Annotated in this window: 25 protein-coding genes; 20 read left to right on the top strand and 5 right to left on the bottom strand. The window is 40.6% G+C overall.

Going from position 1 to position 23,162, the window contains the following annotated elements; genetic code table 11:
* Window positions 1-60 precede the first annotated feature (60 nt).
* From relB to HMPREF1519_RS00225, 17 genes are all read left to right on the top strand, one after another.
* Complete coding sequence (gene relB / locus HMPREF1519_RS00305; protein ID WP_013990356.1) at window positions 61-276, top strand: type II toxin-antitoxin system RelB family antitoxin; 216 nt, start codon at window positions 61-63, stop codon at window positions 274-276.
* Window positions 266-520: a type II toxin-antitoxin system RelE family toxin gene (locus HMPREF1519_RS00300; protein WP_013990357.1), complete on the top strand. Its 255-nt coding sequence runs from the start codon at window positions 266-268 to the stop codon at window positions 518-520. The genes relB and HMPREF1519_RS00300 overlap by 11 nt, the downstream gene beginning before the upstream one ends.
* A 144-nt stretch (window positions 521-664) precedes the next feature.
* The gene (locus tag HMPREF1519_RS00295; RefSeq protein WP_037610513.1) at window positions 665-1,351 is read left to right on the top strand and encodes a DUF1275 family protein; all 687 of its coding nucleotides are present in this window, start codon (window positions 665-667) and stop codon (window positions 1,349-1,351) included.
* 90 nt (window positions 1,352-1,441) lie between these two features.
* A complete protein-coding gene (locus HMPREF1519_RS00290; RefSeq protein ID WP_022496190.1) occupies window positions 1,442-2,074 on the top strand; it encodes a nitroreductase family protein in 633 nt (210 codons plus the stop codon).
* A gap of 192 nt (window positions 2,075-2,266) precedes the next feature.
* Window positions 2,267-3,559: a PTS transporter subunit EIIC gene (locus HMPREF1519_RS00285; protein ID WP_037610511.1), complete on the top strand. Its 1,293-nt coding sequence runs from the start codon at window positions 2,267-2,269 to the stop codon at window positions 3,557-3,559.
* Window positions 3,546-4,409 (top strand): alpha/beta hydrolase, encoded by an 864-nt coding sequence (locus HMPREF1519_RS00280; protein ID WP_037610509.1) that lies wholly within the window; start codon window positions 3,546-3,548, stop codon window positions 4,407-4,409. Before HMPREF1519_RS00285 ends, HMPREF1519_RS00280 begins: the two co-directional genes overlap by 14 nt.
* Window positions 4,410-4,593: 184 nt before the next feature.
* Window positions 4,594-5,043 (top strand): Rrf2 family transcriptional regulator, encoded by a 450-nt coding sequence (locus HMPREF1519_RS00275; protein ID WP_037610507.1) that lies wholly within the window; start codon window positions 4,594-4,596, stop codon window positions 5,041-5,043.
* 137 nt (window positions 5,044-5,180) lie between these two features.
* The gene (locus HMPREF1519_RS00270; protein WP_037610505.1) at window positions 5,181-6,032 is read left to right on the top strand and encodes a VOC family protein; all 852 of its coding nucleotides are present in this window, start codon (window positions 5,181-5,183) and stop codon (window positions 6,030-6,032) included.
* Window positions 6,033-6,168: 136 nt separating this feature from the next.
* On the top strand, window positions 6,169-6,771 hold the full coding sequence (locus HMPREF1519_RS00265) for a nitroreductase family protein (RefSeq protein WP_037610503.1): 603 nt from the start codon (window positions 6,169-6,171) through the stop codon (window positions 6,769-6,771).
* A gap of 491 nt (window positions 6,772-7,262) precedes the next feature.
* On the top strand, window positions 7,263-7,577 hold the full coding sequence (locus HMPREF1519_RS00260; RefSeq protein ID WP_037610501.1) for an aspartyl-tRNA synthetase: 315 nt from the start codon (window positions 7,263-7,265) through the stop codon (window positions 7,575-7,577).
* A 5-nt stretch (window positions 7,578-7,582) separates the two neighbouring features.
* Complete coding sequence (locus HMPREF1519_RS00255) at window positions 7,583-7,792, top strand: helix-turn-helix transcriptional regulator (protein ID WP_037610499.1); 210 nt, start codon at window positions 7,583-7,585, stop codon at window positions 7,790-7,792.
* 1 nt (window position 7,793) lies between these two features.
* Window positions 7,794-8,591, top strand: coding sequence for a DUF3169 family protein (locus tag HMPREF1519_RS00250; RefSeq protein ID WP_037610497.1), 798 nt, complete (start codon window positions 7,794-7,796; stop codon window positions 8,589-8,591).
* A 262-nt stretch (window positions 8,592-8,853) separates the two neighbouring features.
* Complete coding sequence (locus HMPREF1519_RS00245) at window positions 8,854-9,777, top strand: aldo/keto reductase (protein WP_022496472.1); 924 nt, start codon at window positions 8,854-8,856, stop codon at window positions 9,775-9,777.
* Window positions 9,778-9,925: 148 nt separating this feature from the next.
* Window positions 9,926-10,501, top strand: coding sequence for a TetR/AcrR family transcriptional regulator (locus tag HMPREF1519_RS00240; protein ID WP_022496473.1), 576 nt, complete (start codon window positions 9,926-9,928; stop codon window positions 10,499-10,501).
* Window positions 10,498-11,178, top strand: coding sequence for an ABC transporter ATP-binding protein (locus tag HMPREF1519_RS00235; protein WP_022496474.1), 681 nt, complete (start codon window positions 10,498-10,500; stop codon window positions 11,176-11,178). The genes HMPREF1519_RS00240 and HMPREF1519_RS00235 overlap by 4 nt, the downstream gene beginning before the upstream one ends.
* A 3-nt stretch (window positions 11,179-11,181) precedes the next feature.
* Window positions 11,182-12,327, top strand: coding sequence for an FtsX-like permease family protein (locus HMPREF1519_RS00230; protein WP_037610494.1), 1,146 nt, complete (start codon window positions 11,182-11,184; stop codon window positions 12,325-12,327).
* Window positions 12,328-12,622: 295 nt separating this feature from the next.
* Window positions 12,623-12,883 carry a SemiSWEET family transporter gene (locus tag HMPREF1519_RS00225; protein WP_002888017.1) on the top strand — a complete coding sequence of 87 codons (261 nt, stop codon included), beginning with the start codon at window positions 12,623-12,625 and terminating at the stop codon, window positions 12,881-12,883.
* A gap of 107 nt (window positions 12,884-12,990) precedes the next feature.
* Here the strand turns inward: HMPREF1519_RS00225 and HMPREF1519_RS00220 are convergent, their stop codons facing one another.
* Complete coding sequence (locus HMPREF1519_RS00220; RefSeq protein ID WP_022496476.1) at window positions 12,991-13,473, bottom strand: glutathione peroxidase; 483 nt, start codon at window positions 13,471-13,473, stop codon at window positions 12,991-12,993.
* Between the two features lie 116 nt (window positions 13,474-13,589).
* Window positions 13,590-16,739 carry a KxYKxGKxW signal peptide domain-containing protein gene (locus tag HMPREF1519_RS00215; protein WP_037610492.1) on the bottom strand — a complete coding sequence of 1,050 codons (3,150 nt, stop codon included), beginning with the start codon at window positions 16,737-16,739 and terminating at the stop codon, window positions 13,590-13,592.
* A 326-nt stretch (window positions 16,740-17,065) separates the two neighbouring features.
* On the opposite strand from HMPREF1519_RS00215, the gene HMPREF1519_RS00210 reads away from it, so the two are divergent.
* From HMPREF1519_RS00210 to HMPREF1519_RS00200, 3 genes are all read left to right on the top strand, one after another.
* Window positions 17,066-18,451, top strand: coding sequence for an amino acid permease (locus HMPREF1519_RS00210; protein WP_037610490.1), 1,386 nt, complete (start codon window positions 17,066-17,068; stop codon window positions 18,449-18,451).
* Between the two features lie 74 nt (window positions 18,452-18,525).
* Window positions 18,526-18,969 carry an ASCH domain-containing protein gene (locus tag HMPREF1519_RS00205; RefSeq protein WP_037610488.1) on the top strand — a complete coding sequence of 148 codons (444 nt, stop codon included), beginning with the start codon at window positions 18,526-18,528 and terminating at the stop codon, window positions 18,967-18,969.
* A gap of 121 nt (window positions 18,970-19,090) precedes the next feature.
* On the top strand, window positions 19,091-21,745 hold the full coding sequence (locus tag HMPREF1519_RS00200; RefSeq protein ID WP_037610486.1) for a carbohydrate-binding domain-containing protein: 2,655 nt from the start codon (window positions 19,091-19,093) through the stop codon (window positions 21,743-21,745).
* A 74-nt stretch (window positions 21,746-21,819) separates the two neighbouring features.
* On the opposite strand, the gene HMPREF1519_RS00195 is transcribed toward HMPREF1519_RS00200, so the two are convergent.
* The 3 genes from HMPREF1519_RS00195 to HMPREF1519_RS00185 all read right to left on the bottom strand — a co-directional run bounded on the left by HMPREF1519_RS00195 (window position 21,820) and on the right by HMPREF1519_RS00185 (window position 23,162).
* On the bottom strand, window positions 21,820-22,014 hold the full coding sequence (locus HMPREF1519_RS00195) for a CsbD family protein (protein ID WP_037610483.1): 195 nt from the start codon (window positions 22,012-22,014) through the stop codon (window positions 21,820-21,822).
* A 66-nt stretch (window positions 22,015-22,080) separates the two neighbouring features.
* On the bottom strand, window positions 22,081-22,713 hold the full coding sequence (locus HMPREF1519_RS00190; RefSeq protein ID WP_037610481.1) for a DUF421 domain-containing protein: 633 nt from the start codon (window positions 22,711-22,713) through the stop codon (window positions 22,081-22,083).
* A complete protein-coding gene (locus tag HMPREF1519_RS00185; RefSeq protein WP_037610479.1) occupies window positions 22,710-23,162 on the bottom strand; it encodes a DUF3290 family protein in 453 nt (150 codons plus the stop codon). The genes HMPREF1519_RS00190 and HMPREF1519_RS00185 overlap by 4 nt, the downstream gene beginning before the upstream one ends.

Below are 23,162 nucleotides of genomic sequence, written 5' to 3'. Positions count from 1 at the left end.
ATTGACAAGAAGAAGGAGAGGTAATACAATGGTGTTACAAAAGAGAACGAGGTTAAGGATATGACAACAATTACATTGAAGGTTTCAGAAGCAGATAAGAAGTTCATGCAGGCAATTGCGAAATTTGAAGGCGTATCCTTGTCAGAATTAATTCGTACCAAGACTTTAGACGCCATTGAGGATGAATACGATGCTAGAGTAGCCGATTTGGCATTAGCAGAATATGAAGACTATCTTGAAAACGGTGGGGAGGTGCTAAATTGGGATGACCTATAAGATAGTACCAACCCCTAAATTTGCCAAAAGTTTTAAAAAGTTGGATCCTTTTGTCAGGAAACAAATTAAGTCTTATCTCAATCGTGTCACAGATAATCCAAGAGCTAAGGGTAAGGCATTGGTTGCCAATCGAACTGGACAATGGCGCTATCGTATTGGTGCCTATCGTGTTATTGTCAATATTCAGGACAATGAACTAATCATACTTGCTCTCGAAGTTGGTCATAGACGTGATATCTATTAGCATCAAAACTCAGGATGACCCTGACACAGTTAATTTTTAATAGGATAGAAGCAACTCGTTAGGGTTGTTTTTTTCTACTGTGTGTGCCCGAATTTGCTATAATAAAGTCATCATATCAATCACTATTAGAAGGGAAGTTATGCTATGGAATCGCGAAACCTTCTTCCTCAAAATACACGTCTGATGGCAAATTTGCTAAGTTTCTCAGGAGGGGCTTTGGATGTCTTTTGTCATATGTACTACCATAGTTTGGTTGCTACACAGACTGGGAATATCCTTTGGTTGGTCGCTGACTGGCGAAACAGTAGTATGTACTATAACTTATTGCGTTGCTTTTCGATTTTTTTCTTTTCTTTAGGCTTTCTTTTTGGCATGTGGTTTAAAGACCAACGTAAGAATGCTTATTGGCGAGTTTATGGTCTGCTTCCACTTTGTGTCATGACAGCCATCCTGCCTTTTCTACCTTCAAATGCCTTGATTGAGCTCCCTATTATCGCTTTTTCTGCAGGTATCATGATGAAGACCTTTACTGGCAGTCAGATTGAGAATCATCCTTTCGTGATTTTTATGACCTCAGGAAATTATCGAAGGATGTTAACGGCTCTCTATTATGCCATTCAGGGAAGCGGTGATCAGAAAGAATATCGTCGTCAGGCTGTCAATTATTGCTTTGTCGTAGGGAGCTTTGTCGTCGGTGCTATTGTCGCAGCCTTTCTGATGCATTTTATCCATATTTGGTCAATCTGGATAATCACACTCAGTCTCATTACCATCATGGTTTACTATTCCTCTGAAGTGAAACGCTTAGGACTCAAGGAGACTAATCTTTAGGTGTTTTGTAGCAAATATTTTTGATAACAATTGTCTTGTGTTATAATTTTGATTATATTATTTTCATTTAATCAAAAAAGGAGACATAAGATGCCTGTAGTAAGCAATGATTTTTCAGATATTGTATATAACCGTCGTTCCATTCGTAACTTTGATCCATCTGTTAAGATTCCACGAGAAGAATTGTTGGAAATCTTAGATAAAACTGTTACAGCACCATCATCAGTCAACATGCAACCATGGCGTTTTGTGGTCGTTGAAAGCGCAGAAGGCAAAGAAAAGTTGAAACCTTTTGTCAGCTACAATGGGGTGCAAAATGAAACATCATCAGCCATGGTTCTTATTTTTGCTGATTTGAAGAGCCAAGAAAGAGCTGAAGATATCTACGGTAAGGCTGTTGCTCAAGGAAAGATGCCTGAAGAGGTCAAAGAAAAACAACTGTCAAGTATTGTACCAATGTATGAAAATGCTCCTCGAGAAATGATGAATGAAATTGTCCACATTGATGCCAGCCTTGCTGCTATGCAGTTGATGTTGGTTGCTCGTTCATACGGCTATGATACCAACGCCATCGGTGGCTATAAAAAAGATGGTCTTGCCAAATCATTTAGCCTTGATGAAGACCGTCATGTGCCAGTTTTGCTCATTGCTCTTGGTAAAGCCAATGAAGAAGGCTTTGAGTCTGTTCGTTTGGACGCTTCTGATGTGACAACTTTTGCATAATAAATAATCGACCATAGGTCTCGGAAGTAGAGACTTATGGTTTTTTCTTGTATTAAGAGAGAGCTAAGTGTTTTTTAGCAAGAATGGGAATTTGCTTTAACCCACGATTAAGGTAAGGCCCCTCTCTTTGTGCTATAATGAAAGAAAACGTTTGAATATAAGGTAGATTTTACCTTTTGCTAGGAGTCTGTTATGACTAACTATTTGATCCAGAGGTTTCTCTGGTTTCGTGAGCGAGGCTTTGTCCAGATTACGCAGAAAACCTTGGTTTCGCTCTTTCCTTTCTTCCTGTTTTCAGGAATTATTCGGGTGATTTCACTATCTGTCTTTTCAGAGCTTGGTTATATTAACCAGTTGTTTTCAGTTTCTGACTGGCTGCCAGCTTTTAAGATAACTGGGCAAGTGCTCAACAATCTCTCCAGCTTTCTTGGTGGCTTAGCGGGCCCTATGTCAACCTACTTTGCAGGAAAATACACGGCTGGCCACTATGGTAGGAGTACTGGTACGGCTGGCGTGACCTCTCTTTTGGTCAGCTTGATAATAGGATCGCGGGAGTTGTTAATGTCTCCCCTAAACGATGGCGATTTGACACGTATCAGTTTACCAGCTTCGGTTAATATTATGCTGGCCATCTTCGTGGGTTATCTGGTTGGCCAGATTTTCCGCTTTTCAAGAGCTAGTGATGACCAGATTGTAGACAAGGACTATATTTATCAGCCAAAAACTGTCCGTCCCATCTTTTTGTCCCTGATTCTTGCTGTTGGATTTAATATTCTTTTGGTAGTGGGAGAGCAACGTAATGTTTTTCAGACCATTAGTCAGTATATATCGATAGTTACCGTAACGGACAATCATCTATTATCAACCTTTATGATAGGGCTCTTGAATACCTTCTCTGCCTGGATTGGCAATAGTCAGGCTTTTGCTCACAATGCTATTACTGAGGATAGTTTTGCTTTGGAGAATCTGACTTACGCTGTCTCTCATCATACGACGGTTGGCCTTCCCCATCTTTACACTTTGACTAATCTCTATCATAGTTACGGTTTGGTTGCAGGTATTGGATCATGTCTGGCACTCTTAGTGGCCTTGCTTTTAAAATCAACCAGCTTTAAGGATAAGAAGGTCAGTCTCCTCAGTGTGTTCCCTAGTCTTTTTAATAATGGGGCTCCCTTGATGGTAGGGATACCAGTCTTACTTAATCTGGTTTATCTGATTCCTTTTCTTCTAGCACCCATGGTCAATATGGGAATTGCTGCGGTAGCTCTGGCTATTCGTCTTATGCCTGCAGCGGTTTATCCTGTCCCAGATGGAACGCCTAGTCTTCTTTATGCTTTTATCGGAACTGGTGGTAGCCTGAGGGCACTTGCTGTTAGCTTGCTCTGTTTTGCGGTTGATGTTGCTATCTTTATTCCCTTTGTTCATCTGTCTAATAAGGTACAACACGGTTTGAAAGAGGAAGGAGAAAGCAATGAAGTTCAGTAAAAAAATGAAGTTGGTCTTTATCCTTGTTGCAGTCTTCCTCATCGGTCTGGCTGTTCCGTCATATAGTTGGACAAAGAAAAATGTTAAGGAAATTGAGACCTTCTATAATTCTAAATTGTCTCCTATTATTATGATTCCGGGGAGCTCTGCGACGGAAAATCGTTTTGATGGCCTGGTACGTAAGCTCAATCAGGATCGTCGTGGGGTCAAGCATAGCCTTCTCAAGGTCAAGGTCTGGAACAATGGCCGTATCACCTTTAATGGTAAAATCAAGGATAAGGATAACGAGCCAGTTATCGTTATCGGATTTGAGAATAATAAAGACGGCTATAGCAATATCAAGAAACAGGCTAAGATGATGAATAAGGCCTTTGAAGCCTTGCAGAAGAAATACAATTTCAATAATTTTAAAGGTCTGGCCCATTCAAATGGTGGTCTGATTTATACAGCCTTTATTGAAAACTATCTGGGTGACTATGATGTCAAGATAAACTCACTCATGACTATCGGGACGCCCTATAATTTCACTGAAACTAATATCAAAAATAAATCAGTCATGCTAGCGGATTTCATAGCTGGCAAGGAGAATATTCCTTCGACACTTCATGTTTATTCAGTAGCAGGGACAATCACCTATGATTCGGATGAGTTGGTGCCTGATGCCAGTGTTTCCGCTGGGAAATACATCTATCAGAACCAAGCAAAAAGTTATACTGAAATCACTGTTACAGGTGAAGATGCTCAGCACTCGGATTTACCAACCAATGATGAAGTTGTAGATTTAGTTAGACAACATATTGAAGGTCAAGGCGTTCGTAAGAAGCAAAAGACTAAGCTAGAGCCTCAGTAAGTGAGAATAATATAGCTTATCAGTTCTAGTTGTTTGTCATCAAACACAATCAGATAGAGTCTATAATGGCTCTATCTTTTTTAGTGATAAGACTGACTCCTTAAGTTGTTGTAACTCCTTGTTTTACAACTTTCTTTTTGTTATAATCAAGTAAAATAGCAAAGAAGAATGAGAGGTCCCAAATATGCAAATTCCAAGTCGCTTTACCATTGCCGTTCATATTTTGACTCTTATAGCACAAAATAAGGGAAATGAAACTAAGTTAACCAGTGACTTTATGGCTGGTAGTGTGGGAGTTAACCCTGTTATTATCCGCAAAACCTTGTCGCAACTAAAGAAAGCAGACTTAATTTCAGTTCAAAGGGGAACAGGTGGAGCTAGCTTGCTCAAGGACCCAGAAGAAATCAACCTTCTTCAGGTTTATCGTGCTGTGGATAGCATCGGCCCAAGTGGTCAACTCTTTAGTTTCCATGACAATCCTAACCCAGCCTGTCCAGTAGGACGAAATATTCATGGAATCTTGGATCAAAGCCTAGAAGAGGTTCAAATGGCAATGGAAAAAGAGCTTGAAAAGAAAACACTGGCTGGTATTTTAAAAGATGCAAAGGCCAACTGGAAAGAAGCCGGAGCTTGATTGTTTAGTCAGCAAACGCTAGGAAATCGAAAGTTCTTCGGTTTCTTTTTTTGTTTCTAAGTTGTAATAATTGACATTACAATTAAACCAAGTATAATATTGTCATATAAAAGATTACAACACAGGAGAAAAATCATATGACATACGATTACAATAGTAAGATTTATTTAGCAGAGGCAGTGCTAAATGTTAAGGATTTGGCTGGTCAGACAGCCTTTTATTCACAGATTATAGGTCTTGAAATCCTCTCCCAAACGGAAAAAGAGGTTATCTTGGGATCTGGGAACAAGCCTTTGGTCCACTTGATTCAAACTAATCGTGAGGAAGCGGTCAAGTCCAGTTATGGCCTTTACCATATGGCGATTTTATTACCTTCTCGCGAGGATCTAGCTGATGTTTTCAAACATATTGCTGAACTGGACTATCCTTTTGTTGGTGCAGCTGACCATGGTTATAGTGAAGCTCTTTATTTGGAAGACCTTGAGGGCAATGGTATTGAGCTCTATCGAGATAAGCCAGTCGCTGAGTGGGATATTCGTGAGGACGGTCGCATTGTTGGGGTAACAGAAGAACTCTCAGCCCAAGAAATTTACGAGATGGGACGCAAGGTTGAACCTTTTGTCATTGCTGAGGAAACCCGAATGGGACATATTCATTTATCAGTCAAGGATAGTCAGTTAGCTTCAGCTTTCTATCAGGAAGTTTTGGAGCTAGCAGATAAATTCACTATTCCAAGTGCTAGTTGGATTGCTTCAGGTGATTACCATCATCACCTAGCGGTCAATGAATGGGGTGGAAAAGACTTGGCCAAACGTGAAGAAGATATGCCTGGTCTTGCCTATTACGTCCTTGAAGTAGAGGACAAGGTAGATTTGATTGCTATTTCAGAACGTGCTAAAAATCGTGGAGCTGAGGTCAAATGGTTATCTTCTAATGCCTTAACATTCGAGGATAATGATGGTATTTTGACACGGGTAAGAAAAAAATAATAATTAGTGATTTTTAAGTCGTAACTATTGACATTACATTAAGGGTCTATATAATAGTTATTGTAATCAAAGTTATTACAAATAAACTTAACAATTTTAACAATTAACATATATCACAAAGAAAGAGGAAATAACGATGACAAACTTTACAGATTTACAAACAAAACGCCGTTCTATCTATGCATTGGGAAAAGATGTGGAACTTTCAAATCAAGAATTGATTGATACTATCCAAGAAGCGGTTCTTAACACACCAACTGCTTTTAACTCACAAACATCACGTGTGGTTATCTTGCTGGATGAAGAATCAGATGCTTTCTGGAATGAGATTGCTTATTCAGAGCTTGAAAAAGTGACACCGGCAGAAGCCTTCGAGGGAACAAAAGAACGTTTGAAAGGTTTTGCCCAAGCTAAGGGAACAGTTCTCTTCTATGAAGACCAAGATGTGGTGAAAGGCCTTCAAGAGCAATTCCCACTTTATACAGATAACTTCCCAATTTGGTCAGAACAAGGTCACGGAATCGCTCTTTATGCAACATGGTTGGCTTTGGCTGAGAAGAATATCGGCATGAACGTGCAACACTATAACCCACTTGTTGATGCCCAATTGGCTGAAAAATATGATATCCCAGCGAACTGGAAGCTCCGTGCCCAAGCACCATTTGGTCAAATCGTAGCACCAGCTGGAGATAAGGACATCCAAACAGAAGGCCGTTTCAAAGTTTTTGGCGACAAATAATCACCTTAACTTAGTCAGTCGGTTATGTACTGACTGAACAAAATCATAATGATAAGACAAATGACTAGCAGGATAGAGGAATCTTGCTAGTTTTTTCTATTTTAAAACTAGTAATGTCAAGAAAATGTATAGCTTGAATTTTGAAACTTTCCTTAGGTGATAGCAAATGTCAGCGATTTTCTAAGAAGTTTCATGACTAAGTTTTGAGTTTCTAGGTTTTAAATTTTTAGACACAGGTTAAGACAGTTCTCCAAATCTCTGAGTATCTGAAATTATTTGGTTTAGGGTGCTTTCTTAGTGGTAGATTTCACATCAATTTCTCCAAGTCGTTTATCGAAGGAGAGATAGTCTAAAAGGTTTGAAAAGATGAGCTACTGATATCTTATTTCCAATAATTTTGACAATGTTCTTTTTATTTTTGACAAAGATACTTGTCAAAAATAAAAAGAAGCGTTACAATAGTTTTAGACGAATGAAGGAGAGGTATTCTTATGGGAGCCATATGGATTCTATTTATCCCTTTTCTGCTTATAGTTTATGCAAGCTCAGAGAAGAAGATAAAAAGATTGAACAAACGTATCAAAGGGTTGGAAAAACAATTGAAAGGAAGTAAAGAAATGTCTAGACTTTTAGAAGAATTGAAAGGGCAAACGGTCAGTATTAGACTAAATGGTTTTGGAAGTAATTGGGAAATTGTTGATTTTGATGAAGATTGGGTTAAATTAAGCCGTGAGGGTATTAAACAACACAGGGTGACAAAATTAGTTCGTATTGAAGATGTTGAATTAATTCAGCAATTGAGGTAGTCATCATGAGATTAAAAAATCGTCTGAAAGAGTTGAGGGCGCGTGATGGGCTCAACCAATCTGAGCTAGCCAAGCTAGCAGGGGTCTCGCGCCAGTCCATCAGTCTCTTGGAACGTGGTGAGTATACACCTTCTGTCATTATCGCCATGACCATTGCCCGGATTTTCAAGGAACCAGTTGAAAATGTATTTAGTTTAATAGAGGAAGAGGAATGATATGAAAAAGCAACAACAAGAACGCTCCGCTCGTTATCGGTTTTGGAGAAATGTCGGAATCATCACAGCTTCCGGCTTGATTGGAGGAGTCATTGGTTTTTTGACAGGCATGTTCGGATCCGAAAAAAAACTTGAAATCCAATCCTTCTTTAGTAAAGAAGTACTCCTTTTGGGCTCAATACTTTTGTTTCTTATCGTGTTTATGGTCACGATAGCCTTACTAATAAGCGCGAGAAAAGTTCATCAAAAAATGCTCCAGATAGAAGACGAAGAGGAAGCCTATCACTATGACATCCAGAAGAAAAAACTGTATGGGTTAGCGACCATTTTTAAAGGCATCATGATCTTGCCATACTTTTTAGTCATCATCTTTTATTGTCAATTGATGTATATGGATAGACCTGGCACAGGAAACTTGACTTTTATCTTTGGAGACTTTACCATACTCTATCTCTTCCTTGTCGTGATTGTCCTATTTTTCTTATCAGATATCTTCTTTCGCAAGACCTTCCATCTGCTTTATGGAAAACCAATTCCCCGCAATGCCAATACCAAGGTAGTCCGTGAATTCATGATGAGTATGATGGATGAAGCAGAAAAACAGATTAGCTACGAGGAAAATTTCGAAGTGGTCGTCAAGTTAAGCAATTATATCTTGCCTATCATGCTAATAGGAATTTTAATCATTGGGCTTGTCTTCCAGACGGATATCCTCTTAGCTTTGTTCGTTGTATCCATCATCTATATTTATATCCTTATTTCACAATACAAGATTACCAAACGTTATTATAAAGAATAAATGTTCATCCATGTTAGAAATCTGTAAAAGCTTTTGGAAGTGATAGAGAGCTCTTCTTATTGAAAATCTTATCTTACATTTCTTTAATACAATCAATGGGTGTGTTACCAGTCTTGAATCTTAGGGATTCTGAGAGACTATCAAAGGTGACCTAGCTATCGTAAATCATCCAAGCCCTCAGTTGATGCTGAGGGCCTTTTAATTCTCAATTGATTTTTGAAAGCCTTTTCATTACAATAGAGATACAGAAAAGGAGACAGACATGAACTATATTGATTTTGCTGAAAATGAGCGTTTGTCAACGATTGTCCTTGGGATGATGCGTATTAGCGAATTGAGTGAAGACGAGGTGGAGGCCTTGGTGGAGGCAGCCTTGTCGATTGGAATCAACACCTTTGATTTGGCGGATATTTATGGCAATGGCCAGTGTGAGCAGCTTCTTGGTAAGGTCCTCAAACGTCGCCCGGATCTTCGGGACCAGATGTGGATCCAGTCTAAGTGTGGGATTCGCAAAGATGGCTTTACCTATTTTGATTTTTCGAAGGACTATATTTTGGACTCTGTCGATGGCATCCTCGAGCGTCTGCAGATTGAGCGTTTAGATAGTCTTCTCCTTCACCGACCGGATGCCCTCATGGAACCAGAAGAGGTTGCAGAGGCATTCAATCACTTGGAGCAAGTGGGCAAGGTTCGTCATTTTGGGGTATCCAATCAAAATCCTATGATGATGGAATTGCTCAAAACCGCAGTCAAACAACCTCTCAAGGTCAACCAGTTGCAGTTGAGTGCTGCCTTTACACCGAGCTTTGAAGCTGGTTTTCATGTCAATATGGAAGGGTCAAAAGCAGCTGTGAGAGATGGCAGTGTCTTTGAGTATTGTCGCTTAAACGATACGGTGATTCAGGCCTGGTCTGTCCTCCAGCATGGCTATTTCAAGGGAAATTTTGTCGGCAATGAAGAGTTTGTGGACCTCAATCACGTCCTCAATGACTTGGCGAAAAAATACCAAGTCACTCCGACAGCTATCGCCCTTGCTTGGGTCCTTCGCTATCCAGGTAAGATTCAGGCGGTCATCGGAACGACCAAGACACAACATGTCCTTGAAGCAGGGAAAGCAGCAGAGGTGAATTTGACCCGCAAGGAATGGTACCAAATCTACTTGGCTGCAGGAAATGATTTGCCTTAGAATCTTGTTAGTAAACCAGATTCCACTCTTATCGGTAGTCTGGTTTTTTGTTTTGTGGTCTTCAGTTTTTTCTTGACAAGCCTTTCCTCTTTATGATATCTTTTAGGCAACATATGTTGCGCAACAAACGTTGCGTGAAAGGAGTCTTATGCCACCCAAGGTTAAATTTAGTAAAGAGACTATCATTGGGACAGCTTTACAATTGGTACGCGAACAGGGTATGTCTAGTTTGACAGCTAGAGCATTAGCGGAGAAACTGGGAGCTACACCAAGAGTCATTTTTGGGCAATTTGCTAATATGGCTGAGTTACAAGCAGAGGTTATTGGTGCTGCGGAGATGGTGGTGGTGGAGTATATTCGCAAGGCCTTAGAAGATGAGAAACCTTTCCGATCTGTCGGGGTTGCCTATATCCTTTTCGCCTCAAAAGAGCCCCAACTCTTTCAATTGCTTTTCCAAAATCCTAGCAAAGATCCGATTCGTCGTTTTCAAGATTTTCTTCCCATGAAGGATCATAGTTACCAAATGGTTCTGGATTCGATTGTCGCAGACTATCCTTTGACTGTAGGGGAGGCTAGTCGCTTGTACCAGCATCTATTTATCTACTCACACGGGATGGCCTCTATGGTTGCTTCTGGTATTTATCAGTTCAGCATGGAAGAAGTGATTGGATTACTGACAGAGGTTTGTCAATCTCTCATCAAAGAAATGGTAGGAAAGAAATGATTCAACTAGAAAATGTGCACAAAAGTTACGGCCAAACCAAGGTTTTAAAGGGGATTGATTTGCAGATTCAAGACCAGGATGATGTGGTTATCCTAGGCCCTTCTGGATCGGGGAAATCAACTCTCTTAAACGTGTTATCAGGATTAGAAAAGGTAGACGAGGGGCATATACTCATTCAAGGACAGGATTTATCACAACTCTCGGATGCTCAATTGACGGCCTTTAGACGGGAGAATATTGCCTTTATTTTCCAGCAGTATTATCTATTACCGAATCTGACGGTTAGACAAAATGTAAAGATGGGAGCTGATCTGGCAAACAATCATGATTTTTTGCAGATCATAGAAGATTTGGGTCTTGGCGATAAGCTGGACAAGTATCCGAGTGAATTGTCGGGTGGGGAACAGCAGAGAGTGTCCATTGCTCGGGCCTTGGCCAAAAAGCCAGAGATTCTCTTCTTGGATGAGCCGACGGGTGCCCTCGATGAAGAAACAGGACGCAAGATTCTCGACTATATCTGGAAACTGAAAGAAAAGATAGGCTTTACCTTGATCATGGTGACGCACAACCAAAATATTGCGGATATGGCCAGAACCATCATTCGTGTCAATAGTGGCAAGATTATCGAAGTTGTGACCAATGATCAGCCTCAGACAGCCTATGAGATTGGATGGTAAGTCATGTTTTCAGTAAAAGATATTCGAAAATTAGTTGTCGTTAGTATCATTGGAGCCTGTGCGGTCTTTGTGGCCAATCTCTTCTTGAATTTTTACCTGGATATCGAGCAGTTGGAGATTTCTAAAACCAATCCGATGATTCAGACCTACTATGATGCCCAGGTTTCACTTTCCTGGATGGTGGCCATGGTCAGTGGGGTTGTCTTGTCCTTGACGTCTGTTCTTCTCATGTGTTTTTATATCAAACAATTTGTCGACGACCACAAGGAACAATTAGGAATTTTAAAGGCTTTGGGCTATAGCAATGGACAGTTGGCTAAACGATTTTGGGCCTTTGGACTCAGTTTTGGAGCTGGAGCGCTTCTTGGCTATTTTGCTTCATTTCTCATGATGGGACATTTTTATGACTTCCGTAATGAGAAGGGGATTTTGCCAGAAATTACCATTCACTTTCACTGGCAGCTCTTGCTTACTTTGGTGATCCTGCCAACGACCTTCTTTATGGTTCTCGCGATTGGTTATGCTAGAAGACAACTACAAACGCCAGCTCTTCGCTTATTGAAAAAGTCCCCAAGTCCGATCAAGGTCAAAAGGAGAAAGAGGGCTTCCAAGAAAGACAAATCCTTCTTAAAAGAGCTGTCTTCGTCACTGATTTGGGGGAGAAAATCTATCTTGTTTTTTGTGGTCTTTGGCTCCATGTGTTTTGCGGCCATGGTTCAATTGTCCTTTGGCTTAAGAGATTACACAGATGACATCATCCAAACCATGATGATCATGATTGGCTTAATCCTTTCTTTCTCGATTCTCTTTTTGTCATTGGGGATTGTCGTCTCAGAAAGTCGCGAAACCTTAGCCTTGATGAAGGCTTTTGGCTACACCAATCGTGAATGCCAAAGTCATATTCTCGCTCCCTATCGTTTTTGGGCCTATTTAGGATTTGTTCTTGGGACGGCTTATCAATACGGTATCATGGAAATCTTGATCGGTGTAATCAAAGATACAGTTCCTGAAAAGATTGAGCATAACTTTGATGGGAATGTGTGCTTCTGGACCTTGCTCGGTTTTGCTGTAGTTTATGAAAGCCTCTTTTATCTATCCAACAGAAAACTCCAAAAACAAACCATCAAAGAAGTGCTCTTAGCTGAATGATTTATGACAGTAATCCTTAATATCAGTGCTTTTTGATGAGAAAAAATAGTAGATTGATTGACTTTAGACCTCTTCACGAGGTCTTTTTCTCTTATGAAAACGCTACATAAGAGACTAAATGCACTATCACAATCTTGTGATAGTTTACATCTTCTTAACATTGTTCCGAAATTCTTGCATTCTCTATTGTTAAAGCGTATGATAGACACTGTTTTAATTTTAGTGCTTTAAAACATGTCTTGAAATATTTCTAGATGTACAAGGCAAAAAGAATTTTATGAAAGAGGAGTCTCGAATGTCAGATAAACAAATGAAAACCCTTGGTTGGGTGGCAACCTTCATGTCAGTTATGATGTATGTATCATACGTACCACAAATCATGGACAATTTGTCTGGTCATAAAGGAAACTTTATCCAACCATTGGTAGCTGCAATCAACTGTAGCCTTTGGGTTTACTATGGTCTCTTTAAAAAAGAACGTGACCTTCCCCTTGCTGCGGCCAATGCACCAGGTATTATCTTTGGTTTAATTACAGCATTGACAGCTTTGTTCTAAAATAAAGCGAAATTTCTTTCTATACTATTTTTCTTAACGCAGAAAACGAGAGCAGAACTAGCGACAGTTAAAGATTGTCGTTCTAGTTTCACTCTCGTTTTTTGTTTTTAGTTACTAAGAAGAGCCTTGATAGCATCTTCCATTTTTAGTGGTTCAGTTTTGGAAGAAAAGCGTTCGACGACTTGACCTTCGCGGTTAATCAAAAACTTAGCAAAGTTCCATTCGATTCTAGCCCCAAGAGGTCCAGATTTTTCTTGTTTTAGCCAATCAAAAAGTGGTTCTGCTTCCTTTCCATTGACCTTAATTTTGGCAAAACGAGGGAAGGTTGTATGGTAATTGAGGGTGCAGAAGGTATTGATTTCTTCAGCACTACCAGGTGCCTGCCCCATAAACTGATTACAAGGAAAATCAAGAATATCGAATCCTTGTTCTTTGTATTTATCATAGAGTTCCTGCAAGCCCTGATACTGTGGGGTCAAACCACAGCCTGTTGCTGTATTGACGATTAAGACGACCTTGCCCTTATAATCATTTAGGGATACGGGCTGGTCAGCTTGATCTGAAACTGTAAAATCGTATAAGGTTGTCATGGGAAACCTCCTTTGGTTTAGTTGAGACTATTATAGCAAAAAGAGAGATATAAGAAGTATAGCTTTTAGCATTCCCCACAAAAAAACCAAGACTTTCGTCTCGGTTTCATCTCATCTTATGACACGACATGTCCGTCTTTGTCGAAGGTATAGAGTTTACCATCGATGAGGACAGAGCGGTTTGTGTATTTTTCACCTGTTTTAGGGTCCAAATAGTAGGTGTAGTTATCGACTGTGACAAAGCGTCCTAGGACTTGTTTGCCTTCAGCGTCGAAGTAGAGGACCTTACCATCAACTTCTTGGAAGCCGGTCACTTTCTCACCTTTGTCATTGTAATAGTAGTTATCGCCCTTATCGTAGACAATGCGATTGCGATAAGCTGGTTCACCCTTGCGGTCAGCGACTACACCATTGTCATCAGCATTATAGGCTCTGTCTCCGATGACAAAACGTCCTGTTTCAAGGTTTCCGCTAGCTCGGAAGTAGTAGTTCTTGCCGTCGATGGTTTGCCAACCGGTAAGAGCAGCTCCGTCGTTGCCATAGTAGCGTGTTGGGTAGTATGGGAAGCGTGGAGAACCTTCGTAGTTGTATGATTTTGAAAAGGCATTACGTGTCATGATACCAGTCAATTGGTCAAATTGGTAAGTCTTACCATTGATTGTGACCTCTGTGCCTTTGGCTTGACGGCCATCTTCATAGAAATAGTAAGTGACGCCATCAAATGTCTTCAAGCCAGTGACTTTTTGACCATTTTCATAGAGATAACTTGTACCGCTACGATCCGTCTGCAATTGGTCAAAGTGGATGGCTTTTTCTTTTGCCGCATCAATACCCTTGGCATCAAAATTAAAGGTTACGCCACGATAAGTAAGGGCCTTGTTAGTTGTTGCAATGGCAACGTTTGTGGTCACTTTTTGGCCATTTGGTGCTGTGAAGGTCATAGGTGTTGAGTCGAAATGGTAGAGGTGTCCATTAAGAATATCCCATTCGTCAAAAGTTGACCATTGTGATTGGCGGACGTTACTATATTTAGATCCAAGAATCTTACCATCATATTGATAAGGACCTTCTTTGATATTACCGTCGGCATCTGTAACATAGACACCTTCAAGTTCATACGAATTCTCACCAGTACGCTTGAATTCAGGATAGAGACCGTTTGTCAAGAGTTTTCCATCTGGGCTAAAGAGTTGAGAGTTGATAACTCCTGTGTAGAGGTTTCCTTTAGGTGTGTCGTCATCAGAATAGTCGCTACCATAATAACGGTTGCCATCAACTTCAAACCAGCCTGTCTTGAAGGCACCATCATTGCCAGCGTAGTAGATGTTTTCAGAGAAGTTACCGTAACGCCCAGTAGATTTATCATGGTAGAAGGCATTACGAAGGACAGCACCAGTGTCTTTGTTGGCAAAGTAGTAGTTATCACCTAGGTTGAAAATACTTCCTCGGACTTGTTGGCCCTTATCGTTGAAGTAGTAGAGGTCCTTGTTAATGGTTTGGAAACCAGTGACCTTTTTACCATTAGCATCGTAGTAGTACCATTCTTGATCAGTACCTTTAACAAATTGATTTCGATTTGTGGTTTGGTCAGCTTTAGTAGTCGCCACACCATTGCTATCAAAATTATAGACCGTACCGTTTAAGGTAAGTGAACGATTGACCCACTTGTCACCTGTATTTGGATCGAAGTAGTAGGTTTTGCCGCCGATAGTAACCAGTTGTCCCTTGGCTTGGACACCATATTCGTGGAAATAAAGGTTCTGTCCGTTAATGGTTTGGAAACCAGACACGGCTTTACCATCAGCTCCGAAGTAGTACCAAGAGTTGTCTTTATTGATAAATTGGTTAGTTACTGGATTTCCATTATCTTTATCGAAATAGTAGATATCGTTACCGTAGTAAAGGAAGTCCCCTTTGACTTGTTGACCATTGTCATTGAAGTAGTGAAGGCTACCGTCTACTGTTTGAAAGCCATGAAGCGCTTTACCATCTTTACCAAAGTAATACCAATTCCCTTTATCGTCAGAAACATAACGGTTGGTTACCATAATACCAGTCTTAGGGTCAAAGTAATACTGTTGTCCGTTCAGGTTTTGAACACTTGTCTTGTAGTGAGCTTGGCTACGGTCTAGAAATTCGGTTTGGAAACCAAATGGGGCTGAGAAGCCTTTAGTTGCCTTGAAGTCATTGATGTAATACCAGTTTCCAGCATTATCCGAAACAAAGACAAAATTAGGTTGATTACCAGTAGCATCAAAGTAGTAAAGATTTCCATTTTCAGTGATGAAGTCATCTTTGACCATCTTGCCATCTTTGTCGAAGTAGTAAAAGCCAAAGTATTTATGGTTGACGTTGTTAAGAGCTTGTAGACCTGTTACGCGACGTCCATTGTCTTTATCGAAATAGTAGCTATCACCATTAATAGTGACGATTTCGTTTTTAGCTTGTCGACCATCTTCGTGGAAGTAGAGGTTAAAGCCATCGATATTCTGAGCACCAGTGACGGGTTTCCCATCTTTGCCGAGGTAATACCAGTTGTGGTTGTTGTCTTCAATAAACTGGTTGCGTTTGTTCGTTTCAGGTAGAACTGCTGTCAAACGACCTTGGGCATCAGCATTGTAGGCTTGACCATCGATGTTGATAGAGGTATTGGTTACCTTACGTCCATTGGCTTTGTCATAGTAGAAAGATTGTCCATTTTCTGTGATAATCTCACCCTTGGCTTGCTTGCCATCCTCGTGGAAATAAAGGTCGAAATGGTCAACGTTTTGGGCACCAGTCAAATTTTTCCCATCTTTGAGATAGTACCAGTTGCCCTCAGCATCGCTCTTGAATTGACCGCCAGAAACGACAGTAGTTTCAACAGATTCTGGTGCTTGACTGTTTACTTCAGTGACTGTGCTAGCTGTTTCTGAAGTTGAAGTAGCAGTTCTCGTTTCGCCACTAGACAAATTGTAAGTGCTACTTGCTTGGTCTTCTTTAAGGACTGGCTGCTTTTCAGTTGTGACAGTAGCAGTTGTATCACTTGCACTATTGGTTGCGACTTGATCAGCTTTTGCTGTAGCTACAGTTGTTTCTGTGACGAAATGATCAGGATCCTGGCTGACACTTTCAGGTGTGCTAGCTGAGGTAACTTGATTTGTAGCTTGTTCGTCGGCAGAGACACCAACTCCAATCAATGAGGCACCAAGTGCCAAACCAGACACGGCAATGGTAACCCATTGTTTTTTCACTTTATGAAGTTTAAAATGAACTTTATTTTCCATAAAAGTTCCCCTTTTCCTTTTTAATGACCCCATTCTAACATCTTTCATTAGAAGAATCAAACGCATTCATAAGATTTTCATGTTTTTTTCTAAAAATTGAAAATTCTTTCCAGATAAGGATTTGAGAAACAAAAAAGAATGCTAAAGGACTACTTTAGCAAGCTTCTTTTAATCGAGATGTATGGAAAATTAAAAAGTAAGCACTGGAAGTCCCCATCTTCAACATAGCATTCCCCAATAAAAGTATAAAAATACAGAAAAAGGTCCATTTAGACCAAGAAATATGGTATAATAGTTCGGTATTTCGCAAAAAATGGAGTATAAAAATGAGTATTTTTCGTAAAAAGGATGTCGGTCTCGCTCAGACTGAGATGAAACGGCATCTGACCCTTAGGGATGTGGTCCTGCTGGGAATCGGTGCCATGGTTGGTACAGGAATCTTTACGATTACTGGTACCGCGGCATCGACTCTGGCTGGTCCTGCCCTGATTATTTCAGTCTTGATTTCAGCAGTGTGTGTTGGGATGTCAGCGATTTTCTTTGCCGAGTTTGCCTCACGTTACCCATCAGCCGGTGGTGTCTATGGTTACCTCTATGCTGTCTGGGGGGAGTATCCTGCCTGGATGGGTGGCTGGTTGACCATGATTGTCTTTATGAATGCCGTATCCAGTGTTGCCTCTGGTTGGGGTGCTTACCTCAAGGGGCTACTTGCTAGCTTTGGTCTTAAGTTGCCTCAAGCTATCAGTGGACCTTTCAATCCCAGTCAAGGTACTTACATTGATCTTTTGCCAGTCTTGGTCTTGGTCTTGGTGACGGCTCTTCTTCTCATGAATTCCAAGCAGGCCCTTCGTTTGAACTCCCTCTTGGTAGTGCTCAAGTTTTCAGCCTTGGCGGTCTTTATCTTAGTGGGCCTCTTCCATTTGAATCCTAGCAACTGGGCAGATTTTGCACCATTTGGGTTTGGTCAGATTTATGGAGGAAAAAATGGGATTATGGCAGGTGCCTCCCTCATGTTCTTTGGATTTCTTGGTTTTGAGTCTATCTCTATGACCGTAGATGAGATTAAAGAGCCGCAAAAGAACGTTCCTCGAGGTATCGTTCTTGCCTTGATTATCGTGGCTTCACTCTATGCAGTGGTTTCGCTGGTCTTGACAGGAGTGGTTCACTATACCAAGTTGAATGTTGATGATGCCGTGGCTTATGCCCTTCGCTATATCGGGATTTCTTGGGCAGCCAACTACGTCTCTGTCGTTGCTATTATGACCTTGATTACGGTATGTATTTCAATGGCCTACGCCCTTAGCCGTATGGTTTATAGCCTGGCGCGTGATGGTTTCCTTCCTCAAACCTTCCAAAAGGTTTCAAAGACTAATAAGGTTCCACATCATGCGACACTTTTGACAGGCGTATTGTCAGCTATCTCGGCAGGTATCTTCTCCTTGGCCAACATGGCATCATTGGTTAACATTGCGACCTTGGCTTACTTAGTTCTCTTGGCTATTGCCCTCATTATTCTTCGTAAGGACAAGGGCTTGCCACAGAAGGACGAGTTCAAGGTTCCATTTGTTCCGGTCTTGCCTATTATTTCAATTATCGTCTGTCTCTCCTTTATGAGTCAGTACAGTTGGCAGACATGGTTAGCCTTTGGTTTGGCAGTGCTAATCGGTTCAGTTATTTATGCCTTTTACGGTTACAAACATTCTAAATATTAAGATGAAAATGATAGTACCATCTGGTCTATCATTTTTTGATATAATGGAAGGAAAGTAAAAGCAGGAGTAGATTGATGAAATCAGACCAGATGTGGCAAGCCTATAAGATTTTAAATCAGACAATCGGAGATAAGATTGATGCCTGGGCTTTTGGCGTGGAAGCAGATTATTTGGCAGAGCTCGTATTGATGGGGCAAAAGACAGCAACCAGTTCAGCTTTTGACTTGTATGCAGTGGGGAATGAACCATTGCCCAAGGAAAATGAACTGAGCGTCATTCTTGATAGTAAGGAGAATGCTATTTGTATTATTGAAACGACGAAAGTTGAGGTCATCCCATTTAAAGAGGTTTCTGAAAAACATGCCTACAAGGAAGGTGAAGGAGACCGTAGGTTAACCTATTGGCGAGAGCTTCATGAGGATCTCTTTAGCAAATGGTTGCATGAGGTTGGATTACATTTTAGTCAGGAAAGTCTGGTTGTTTTGGAAGAATTTAGGGTGGTCTATCCCAGAGATTGAAAGTTCCCAATATCTTGGGGACTTTTTTTACTTTAAGGAAAGATTAACCTTTCTTTAAGTCTTGTCTTAGGTTTCTTGTGTTTAATAGAGGCATCTCAAAAGTAAGAAAGAGGTCCAACATATGACATACAAACATAGCAAACAAACACAAGAACGTTATGCTATTAAAAAATCATCAAAATGGAAAACTGCAGGATCAGTCCTAGTAGCTAGCTTAATCTTTGGTAGCTCAGTTGTCTTAAATGACAGCAAGGTTTCAGCAGACGAGACAAACACTGAATCAACACTCTCAACGGTTTCAACAGGTGAAACCACTGCTGATTTAATTGAAGAAAGTACTCAGACCGACAATACATCAGAAACTACTGAAACAAGCACAGAATCGGCTACAAGTACTTCAACTGCGGCTTCAACTTCAGACACTGATTCGTCAACAATAAGTACAACAAGTACGACAGAGGACACGACTGCTACATCAACAAGCAGTGAAACATCTGATCATTCAAGTACTTCCGCAACTCCAGAAGCAAGTTCTTCTGAAACTGCTGAAAGCACAACTAGTGAAACCTCAGCATCTGAAACGAACAATGCAGAAGAAAACACTAGCTCTAATACAAGCTCAAGCACCACTGAAGCCACTGCATCTGAAACAGCTTCAGTGTTAACCAACAGCGCCTCAGATTCAGCTACTGAAACGACAACTGAGTCTGAAGATAGTGATTCAGAAAGCTCAACGACAACGATTACCTTTAATGGGACAACTGTTGTAACGAGTGATAGCGGTACTGTCACAGTTGATGGAACGACAATTACCATCAATCAAGCAGGATCATACACTTTGACCGGAAATGGTTCAAGCTATACCATTATTGTGTCAGGTAGCGTGACAGATCCAGTTACAATCTACTTGGATGGTGTGACCTTAACGGATTCGTCTATTACTTCCAATTCTTCAGCAGAATTGACTGTTAATGTCCTTTCAGACAGTTCTATTTCTTCGACGTCTGATAATGCGATTGAAGCCGCTGGTGCCTTAACAATCACGAGTGGTACTGGAAGCACCCTTACCCTTTCAAGTACTGAAAAGCACGCCATCAAGGCTGATAGTGTGACTGTTGATTCAGTAACGCTTGATTTGACGTCAGAGGCTAAAGATGGTATCAATGCGACGACAGCTGTAACTATTAAAAATGCCACAGTCAACATCACAGCAACTGATGACGGTATTCAGGTCGAAGACGAAACAGATGTGAACAGTGGTGATTTGACGATTACCGACTCAACGGTAACCATTAATGCAACTGATAAAGGTATCACGGTTACAGATGAATTGACTGTCGAAGGCAATTCTAAAGTAACAGTTGTAGCAGGTGACGAAGGCCTTGAAGGGCGTTATATCAATTTGACAGGTGGAACCGTTGATATCACTGCTGGTGATGATGGTATTAACGCCACTGAGTGGACGACCAAGGACAGCGCTGATACTTCAAGCTTAACCAATTCGACTTCTGACTTGGAAAATGAAGTGGGCATCAATATTGACGGTGCAACGGTAACTATCTTGGCAGATGGTGATGGTATCGACAGTAACGGCAATGTGACAGTGAAAAGTGGTTCTCTCTACGTCGCTCAGACAAGTGCAGATAATGCTGCTATCGACTACGATGGAACAGGTATTATTTCGGGCGGTACTGTATGGGCTATTGGTAACCAAGGAATGGCTCAAGCCTTTACAACAGGTTCAAGCCAGTCTTATATCATGGCCAACATCTCTGGTAGTGCTGGAGATACCATCACAGTTACAGATAGTTCTGGAAATGTTGTAGCGACCACAACAGCAACAACTTCATTTGGAAATGTGGTCTTTAGTACCGAGAGTCTAACTTCGGGTGAAACCTATACCATTACGACATCAAGTGGTGCTAGTGTGACTGCAACAGCTACTGAAGAAGGCACAAACAATGGTCCTGGTGCTGGTGGCATAGGCGGCTTCCCAGGCGGTGGCTTTGGCAATAGCTCAATGTCTGATAACTTCGGAGGCTACGGCAGACCAACTAGCTATGGTGGCAGCTCTACAAATACGGGTACCGTCAATACCCCATGGGGCCAATCTGCTTCGACAAGTTCTGAGAATACAACTAGCACAAGTAGTACAAGTTCAACAAGCCAGACGGCTAATACTGGACGTCCAACCCCACCAAACTTTGCTAGTCAAACAAGTAGCTCAAACTCTATAAATATGAGCCCTACGACAAGCAGCAGTGCTAATCAACCAGCTACCAATGCTCCAGCAATGACAGCGACAAACACAGCTTTATCAAATCAAAATACGTCAACATCAAATCCTTCAAGCTTTGAAGGAGCATCGCTTAAATCAAATACCTCTCTCGCTAACCAGCTTACAAAAGAGCAATCGACACAAACAATGACCAATACATCAAGCAGTGCCCAACAACAAGCTCATGAGACTGCTGAAAAGTTGGATAAGCTCCAACCTCAAAATCAAAGCTCTAAAGCATCAAAAGGTCAGACAAGAGAAGTTTCAAGTCAAAAGGAAAATGTAAGCTCAGTCGTACAAACTAATCTTGCTCAGAAACAAAATACCCAAACAAGCTCTAAGGCTAATCAGTCATCTAAAAGTTCACAAAGCAATCAAACAAGTAAATCAAGTCTACCAAATACTGGTGATGTGAGCAGTTTGGGACTAGGTGCATTAGGGGCTGTACTTATGACAACATCATTTGCAATTAAAGGAAGCAAGCATTCTCGTAAGTAATTCTAGTTAAGAACATAAAGAAAAACAGAAGCCCTCTTCAAAAAAGGAAAAGAGCTTCTGTTTATTTATTATTATTATTTAGAAAAAGCATTTTTAAGGCCTTCAACAGCACCTTCAACGCCTTCTTTAACATCTTCGATACCGTCTTTTGCTTTTGCTACCACTTTTTCAACAGCACCTTCGACTTCAGTCTTTTTGTCGCCAGTCAGTTTACCAGCACCCTCTTTAAGAGCGCCTTTAGCTTGATTCAATTTATCTTCGATTCCCATAGTAGAACCTCCTTTTTATGATGAGACCATTGTAGACAATATTAAACGGTAATGCAAGTGATTTGTTTAATAAGTAACGACATTAATGTTTCCTTTATCGTATTCAGCAATAAAGATATCCGAAACGTTTTCATATCCTAATTTTTGAAGCTCTTCATTTAACCAATCTTCCGTTTTACCAATAGTATCAAGAATTTCTGTTTGAATGACCCCATCAGTAATGATTGGATATTTTGGATTTTCATCACCCGCACGAACCACAATCAATTGGCCGTTCTGTTCAATAACTGCACGTTTAACCTCTTTGAGTTGAAAAATTCCTTGAGAACGTAATTTTAAAGCGACATCAGAAGCTGAAAGTCCTATAGAGCGACAAGCTTCAGGATCTAGTTGACCCTGTTTGATGATGAGAGTTGGTTTACCGTCAATCAAATGTTTGATGAAGCGAATATTGGTGATGAGCCATTTAAGAAGTAAGATCAAAATAGTCCAAATAATCAGGATAACAAAGTACTGAAGGATGGAAACGGTACTATTATAAATTGTACCACCGATGATTCCACCAAGAACAAAGTTCTGTACTTGGTCAGCAGCTGAGCTAGGTGCTAGGTTTCCTTTACCTGTTAAATTGATAACAAAGACGAGTGAAATAAGCCCCAAAGCTAGTTTAATTGCAACAGCAAGATAAAAAGATGTCATTTTTTAACCTCCACGAGTTCAACATCAGACTTGTAAAGTTTTATTTGTTCTAGCAAGTAGCTGTCAGGTTCTGAACCTGAGATGGCACGATAGTATTTGTTTCCAACTTTGAGGATAGCATCATCTGTAGTAGTAGAAGTATTGACATAAACCTTGCTCTTATCAACGTCAAGATTTTTAGACACAACCTCGATAAAGTGAAGAGATGCTCTAAATTGGTCGTTGTTAGATTGATTGCTTTGGAAATTACTGATAGCAATTAGAACCACGGCAACTAAGGTTAAAATAGAAATAATAGAGAGTTCACGAAACTTAGTATCATGGCGTTCTTTGAAGGCTTTAAAAGCAAATACACCGGTCACTAAAATAAGTCCTGCAGTAATGGCAACCATAACCCAGTTTTGTTGGCTAATCTGATTTAGCACATAGTCGTAGGAATAGAATTTCAT

It is taken from the genome of Streptococcus sp. SR4, from assembly GCF_000517725.1.
In the GTDB taxonomy this organism is placed as follows: Bacteria; Bacillota; Bacilli; order Lactobacillales; family Streptococcaceae; genus Streptococcus; species Streptococcus salivarius_F.
The sequence above is the reverse complement of the archived record's forward strand: the minus strand, read 5'-3'. Positions and strand labels throughout refer to the sequence as shown.

What these genes read in the sequence shown, in the direction of transcription:
- HMPREF1519_RS00270 (WP_037610505.1), top strand. Translation starts at nt 5,181, where the DNA reads ATGACATACGATTACAATAGTAAGATTTATTTAGCAGAGGCAGTGCTA.
- HMPREF1519_RS00295 (WP_037610513.1), top strand. Translation starts at nt 665, where the DNA reads ATGGAATCGCGAAACCTTCTTCCTCAAAATACACGTCTGATGGCAAAT.
- HMPREF1519_RS00235 (WP_022496474.1), top strand. Translation starts at nt 10,498, where the DNA reads ATGATTCAACTAGAAAATGTGCACAAAAGTTACGGCCAAACCAAGGTT.
- HMPREF1519_RS00285 (WP_037610511.1), top strand. Translation starts at nt 2,267, where the DNA reads ATGACTAACTATTTGATCCAGAGGTTTCTCTGGTTTCGTGAGCGAGGC.
- HMPREF1519_RS00240 (WP_022496473.1), top strand. Translation starts at nt 9,926, where the DNA reads ATGCCACCCAAGGTTAAATTTAGTAAAGAGACTATCATTGGGACAGCT.
- HMPREF1519_RS00265 (WP_037610503.1), top strand. Translation starts at nt 6,169, where the DNA reads ATGACAAACTTTACAGATTTACAAACAAAACGCCGTTCTATCTATGCA.
- HMPREF1519_RS00215 (WP_037610492.1), bottom strand. Translation starts at nt 16,739, where the DNA reads ATGGAAAATAAAGTTCATTTTAAACTTCATAAAGTGAAAAAACAATGG.
- HMPREF1519_RS00225 (WP_002888017.1), top strand. Translation starts at nt 12,623, where the DNA reads ATGTCAGATAAACAAATGAAAACCCTTGGTTGGGTGGCAACCTTCATG.
- HMPREF1519_RS00250 (WP_037610497.1), top strand. Translation starts at nt 7,794, where the DNA reads ATGAAAAAGCAACAACAAGAACGCTCCGCTCGTTATCGGTTTTGGAGA.
- HMPREF1519_RS00280 (WP_037610509.1), top strand. Translation starts at nt 3,546, where the DNA reads ATGAAGTTCAGTAAAAAAATGAAGTTGGTCTTTATCCTTGTTGCAGTC.
- HMPREF1519_RS00195 (WP_037610483.1), bottom strand. Translation starts at nt 22,014, where the DNA reads ATGGGAATCGAAGATAAATTGAATCAAGCTAAAGGCGCTCTTAAAGAG.
- HMPREF1519_RS00220 (WP_022496476.1), bottom strand. Translation starts at nt 13,473, where the DNA reads ATGACAACCTTATACGATTTTACAGTTTCAGATCAAGCTGACCAGCCC.
- HMPREF1519_RS00260 (WP_037610501.1), top strand. Translation starts at nt 7,263, where the DNA reads ATGGGAGCCATATGGATTCTATTTATCCCTTTTCTGCTTATAGTTTAT.
- HMPREF1519_RS00290 (WP_022496190.1), top strand. Translation starts at nt 1,442, where the DNA reads ATGCCTGTAGTAAGCAATGATTTTTCAGATATTGTATATAACCGTCGT.
- HMPREF1519_RS00230 (WP_037610494.1), top strand. Translation starts at nt 11,182, where the DNA reads ATGTTTTCAGTAAAAGATATTCGAAAATTAGTTGTCGTTAGTATCATT.
- HMPREF1519_RS00275 (WP_037610507.1), top strand. Translation starts at nt 4,594, where the DNA reads ATGCAAATTCCAAGTCGCTTTACCATTGCCGTTCATATTTTGACTCTT.
- HMPREF1519_RS00300 (WP_013990357.1), top strand. Translation starts at nt 266, where the DNA reads ATGACCTATAAGATAGTACCAACCCCTAAATTTGCCAAAAGTTTTAAA.
- HMPREF1519_RS00205 (WP_037610488.1), top strand. Translation starts at nt 18,526, where the DNA reads ATGAAATCAGACCAGATGTGGCAAGCCTATAAGATTTTAAATCAGACA.
- HMPREF1519_RS00190 (WP_037610481.1), bottom strand. Translation starts at nt 22,713, where the DNA reads ATGACATCTTTTTATCTTGCTGTTGCAATTAAACTAGCTTTGGGGCTT.
- HMPREF1519_RS00200 (WP_037610486.1), top strand. Translation starts at nt 19,091, where the DNA reads ATGACATACAAACATAGCAAACAAACACAAGAACGTTATGCTATTAAA.
- HMPREF1519_RS00245 (WP_022496472.1), top strand. Translation starts at nt 8,854, where the DNA reads ATGAACTATATTGATTTTGCTGAAAATGAGCGTTTGTCAACGATTGTC.
- HMPREF1519_RS00255 (WP_037610499.1), top strand. Translation starts at nt 7,583, where the DNA reads ATGAGATTAAAAAATCGTCTGAAAGAGTTGAGGGCGCGTGATGGGCTC.
- HMPREF1519_RS00210 (WP_037610490.1), top strand. Translation starts at nt 17,066, where the DNA reads ATGAGTATTTTTCGTAAAAAGGATGTCGGTCTCGCTCAGACTGAGATG.
- HMPREF1519_RS00185 (WP_037610479.1), bottom strand. Translation starts at nt 23,162, where the DNA reads ATGAAATTCTATTCCTACGACTATGTGCTAAATCAGATTAGCCAACAA.
- relB (WP_013990356.1), top strand. Translation starts at nt 61, where the DNA reads ATGACAACAATTACATTGAAGGTTTCAGAAGCAGATAAGAAGTTCATG.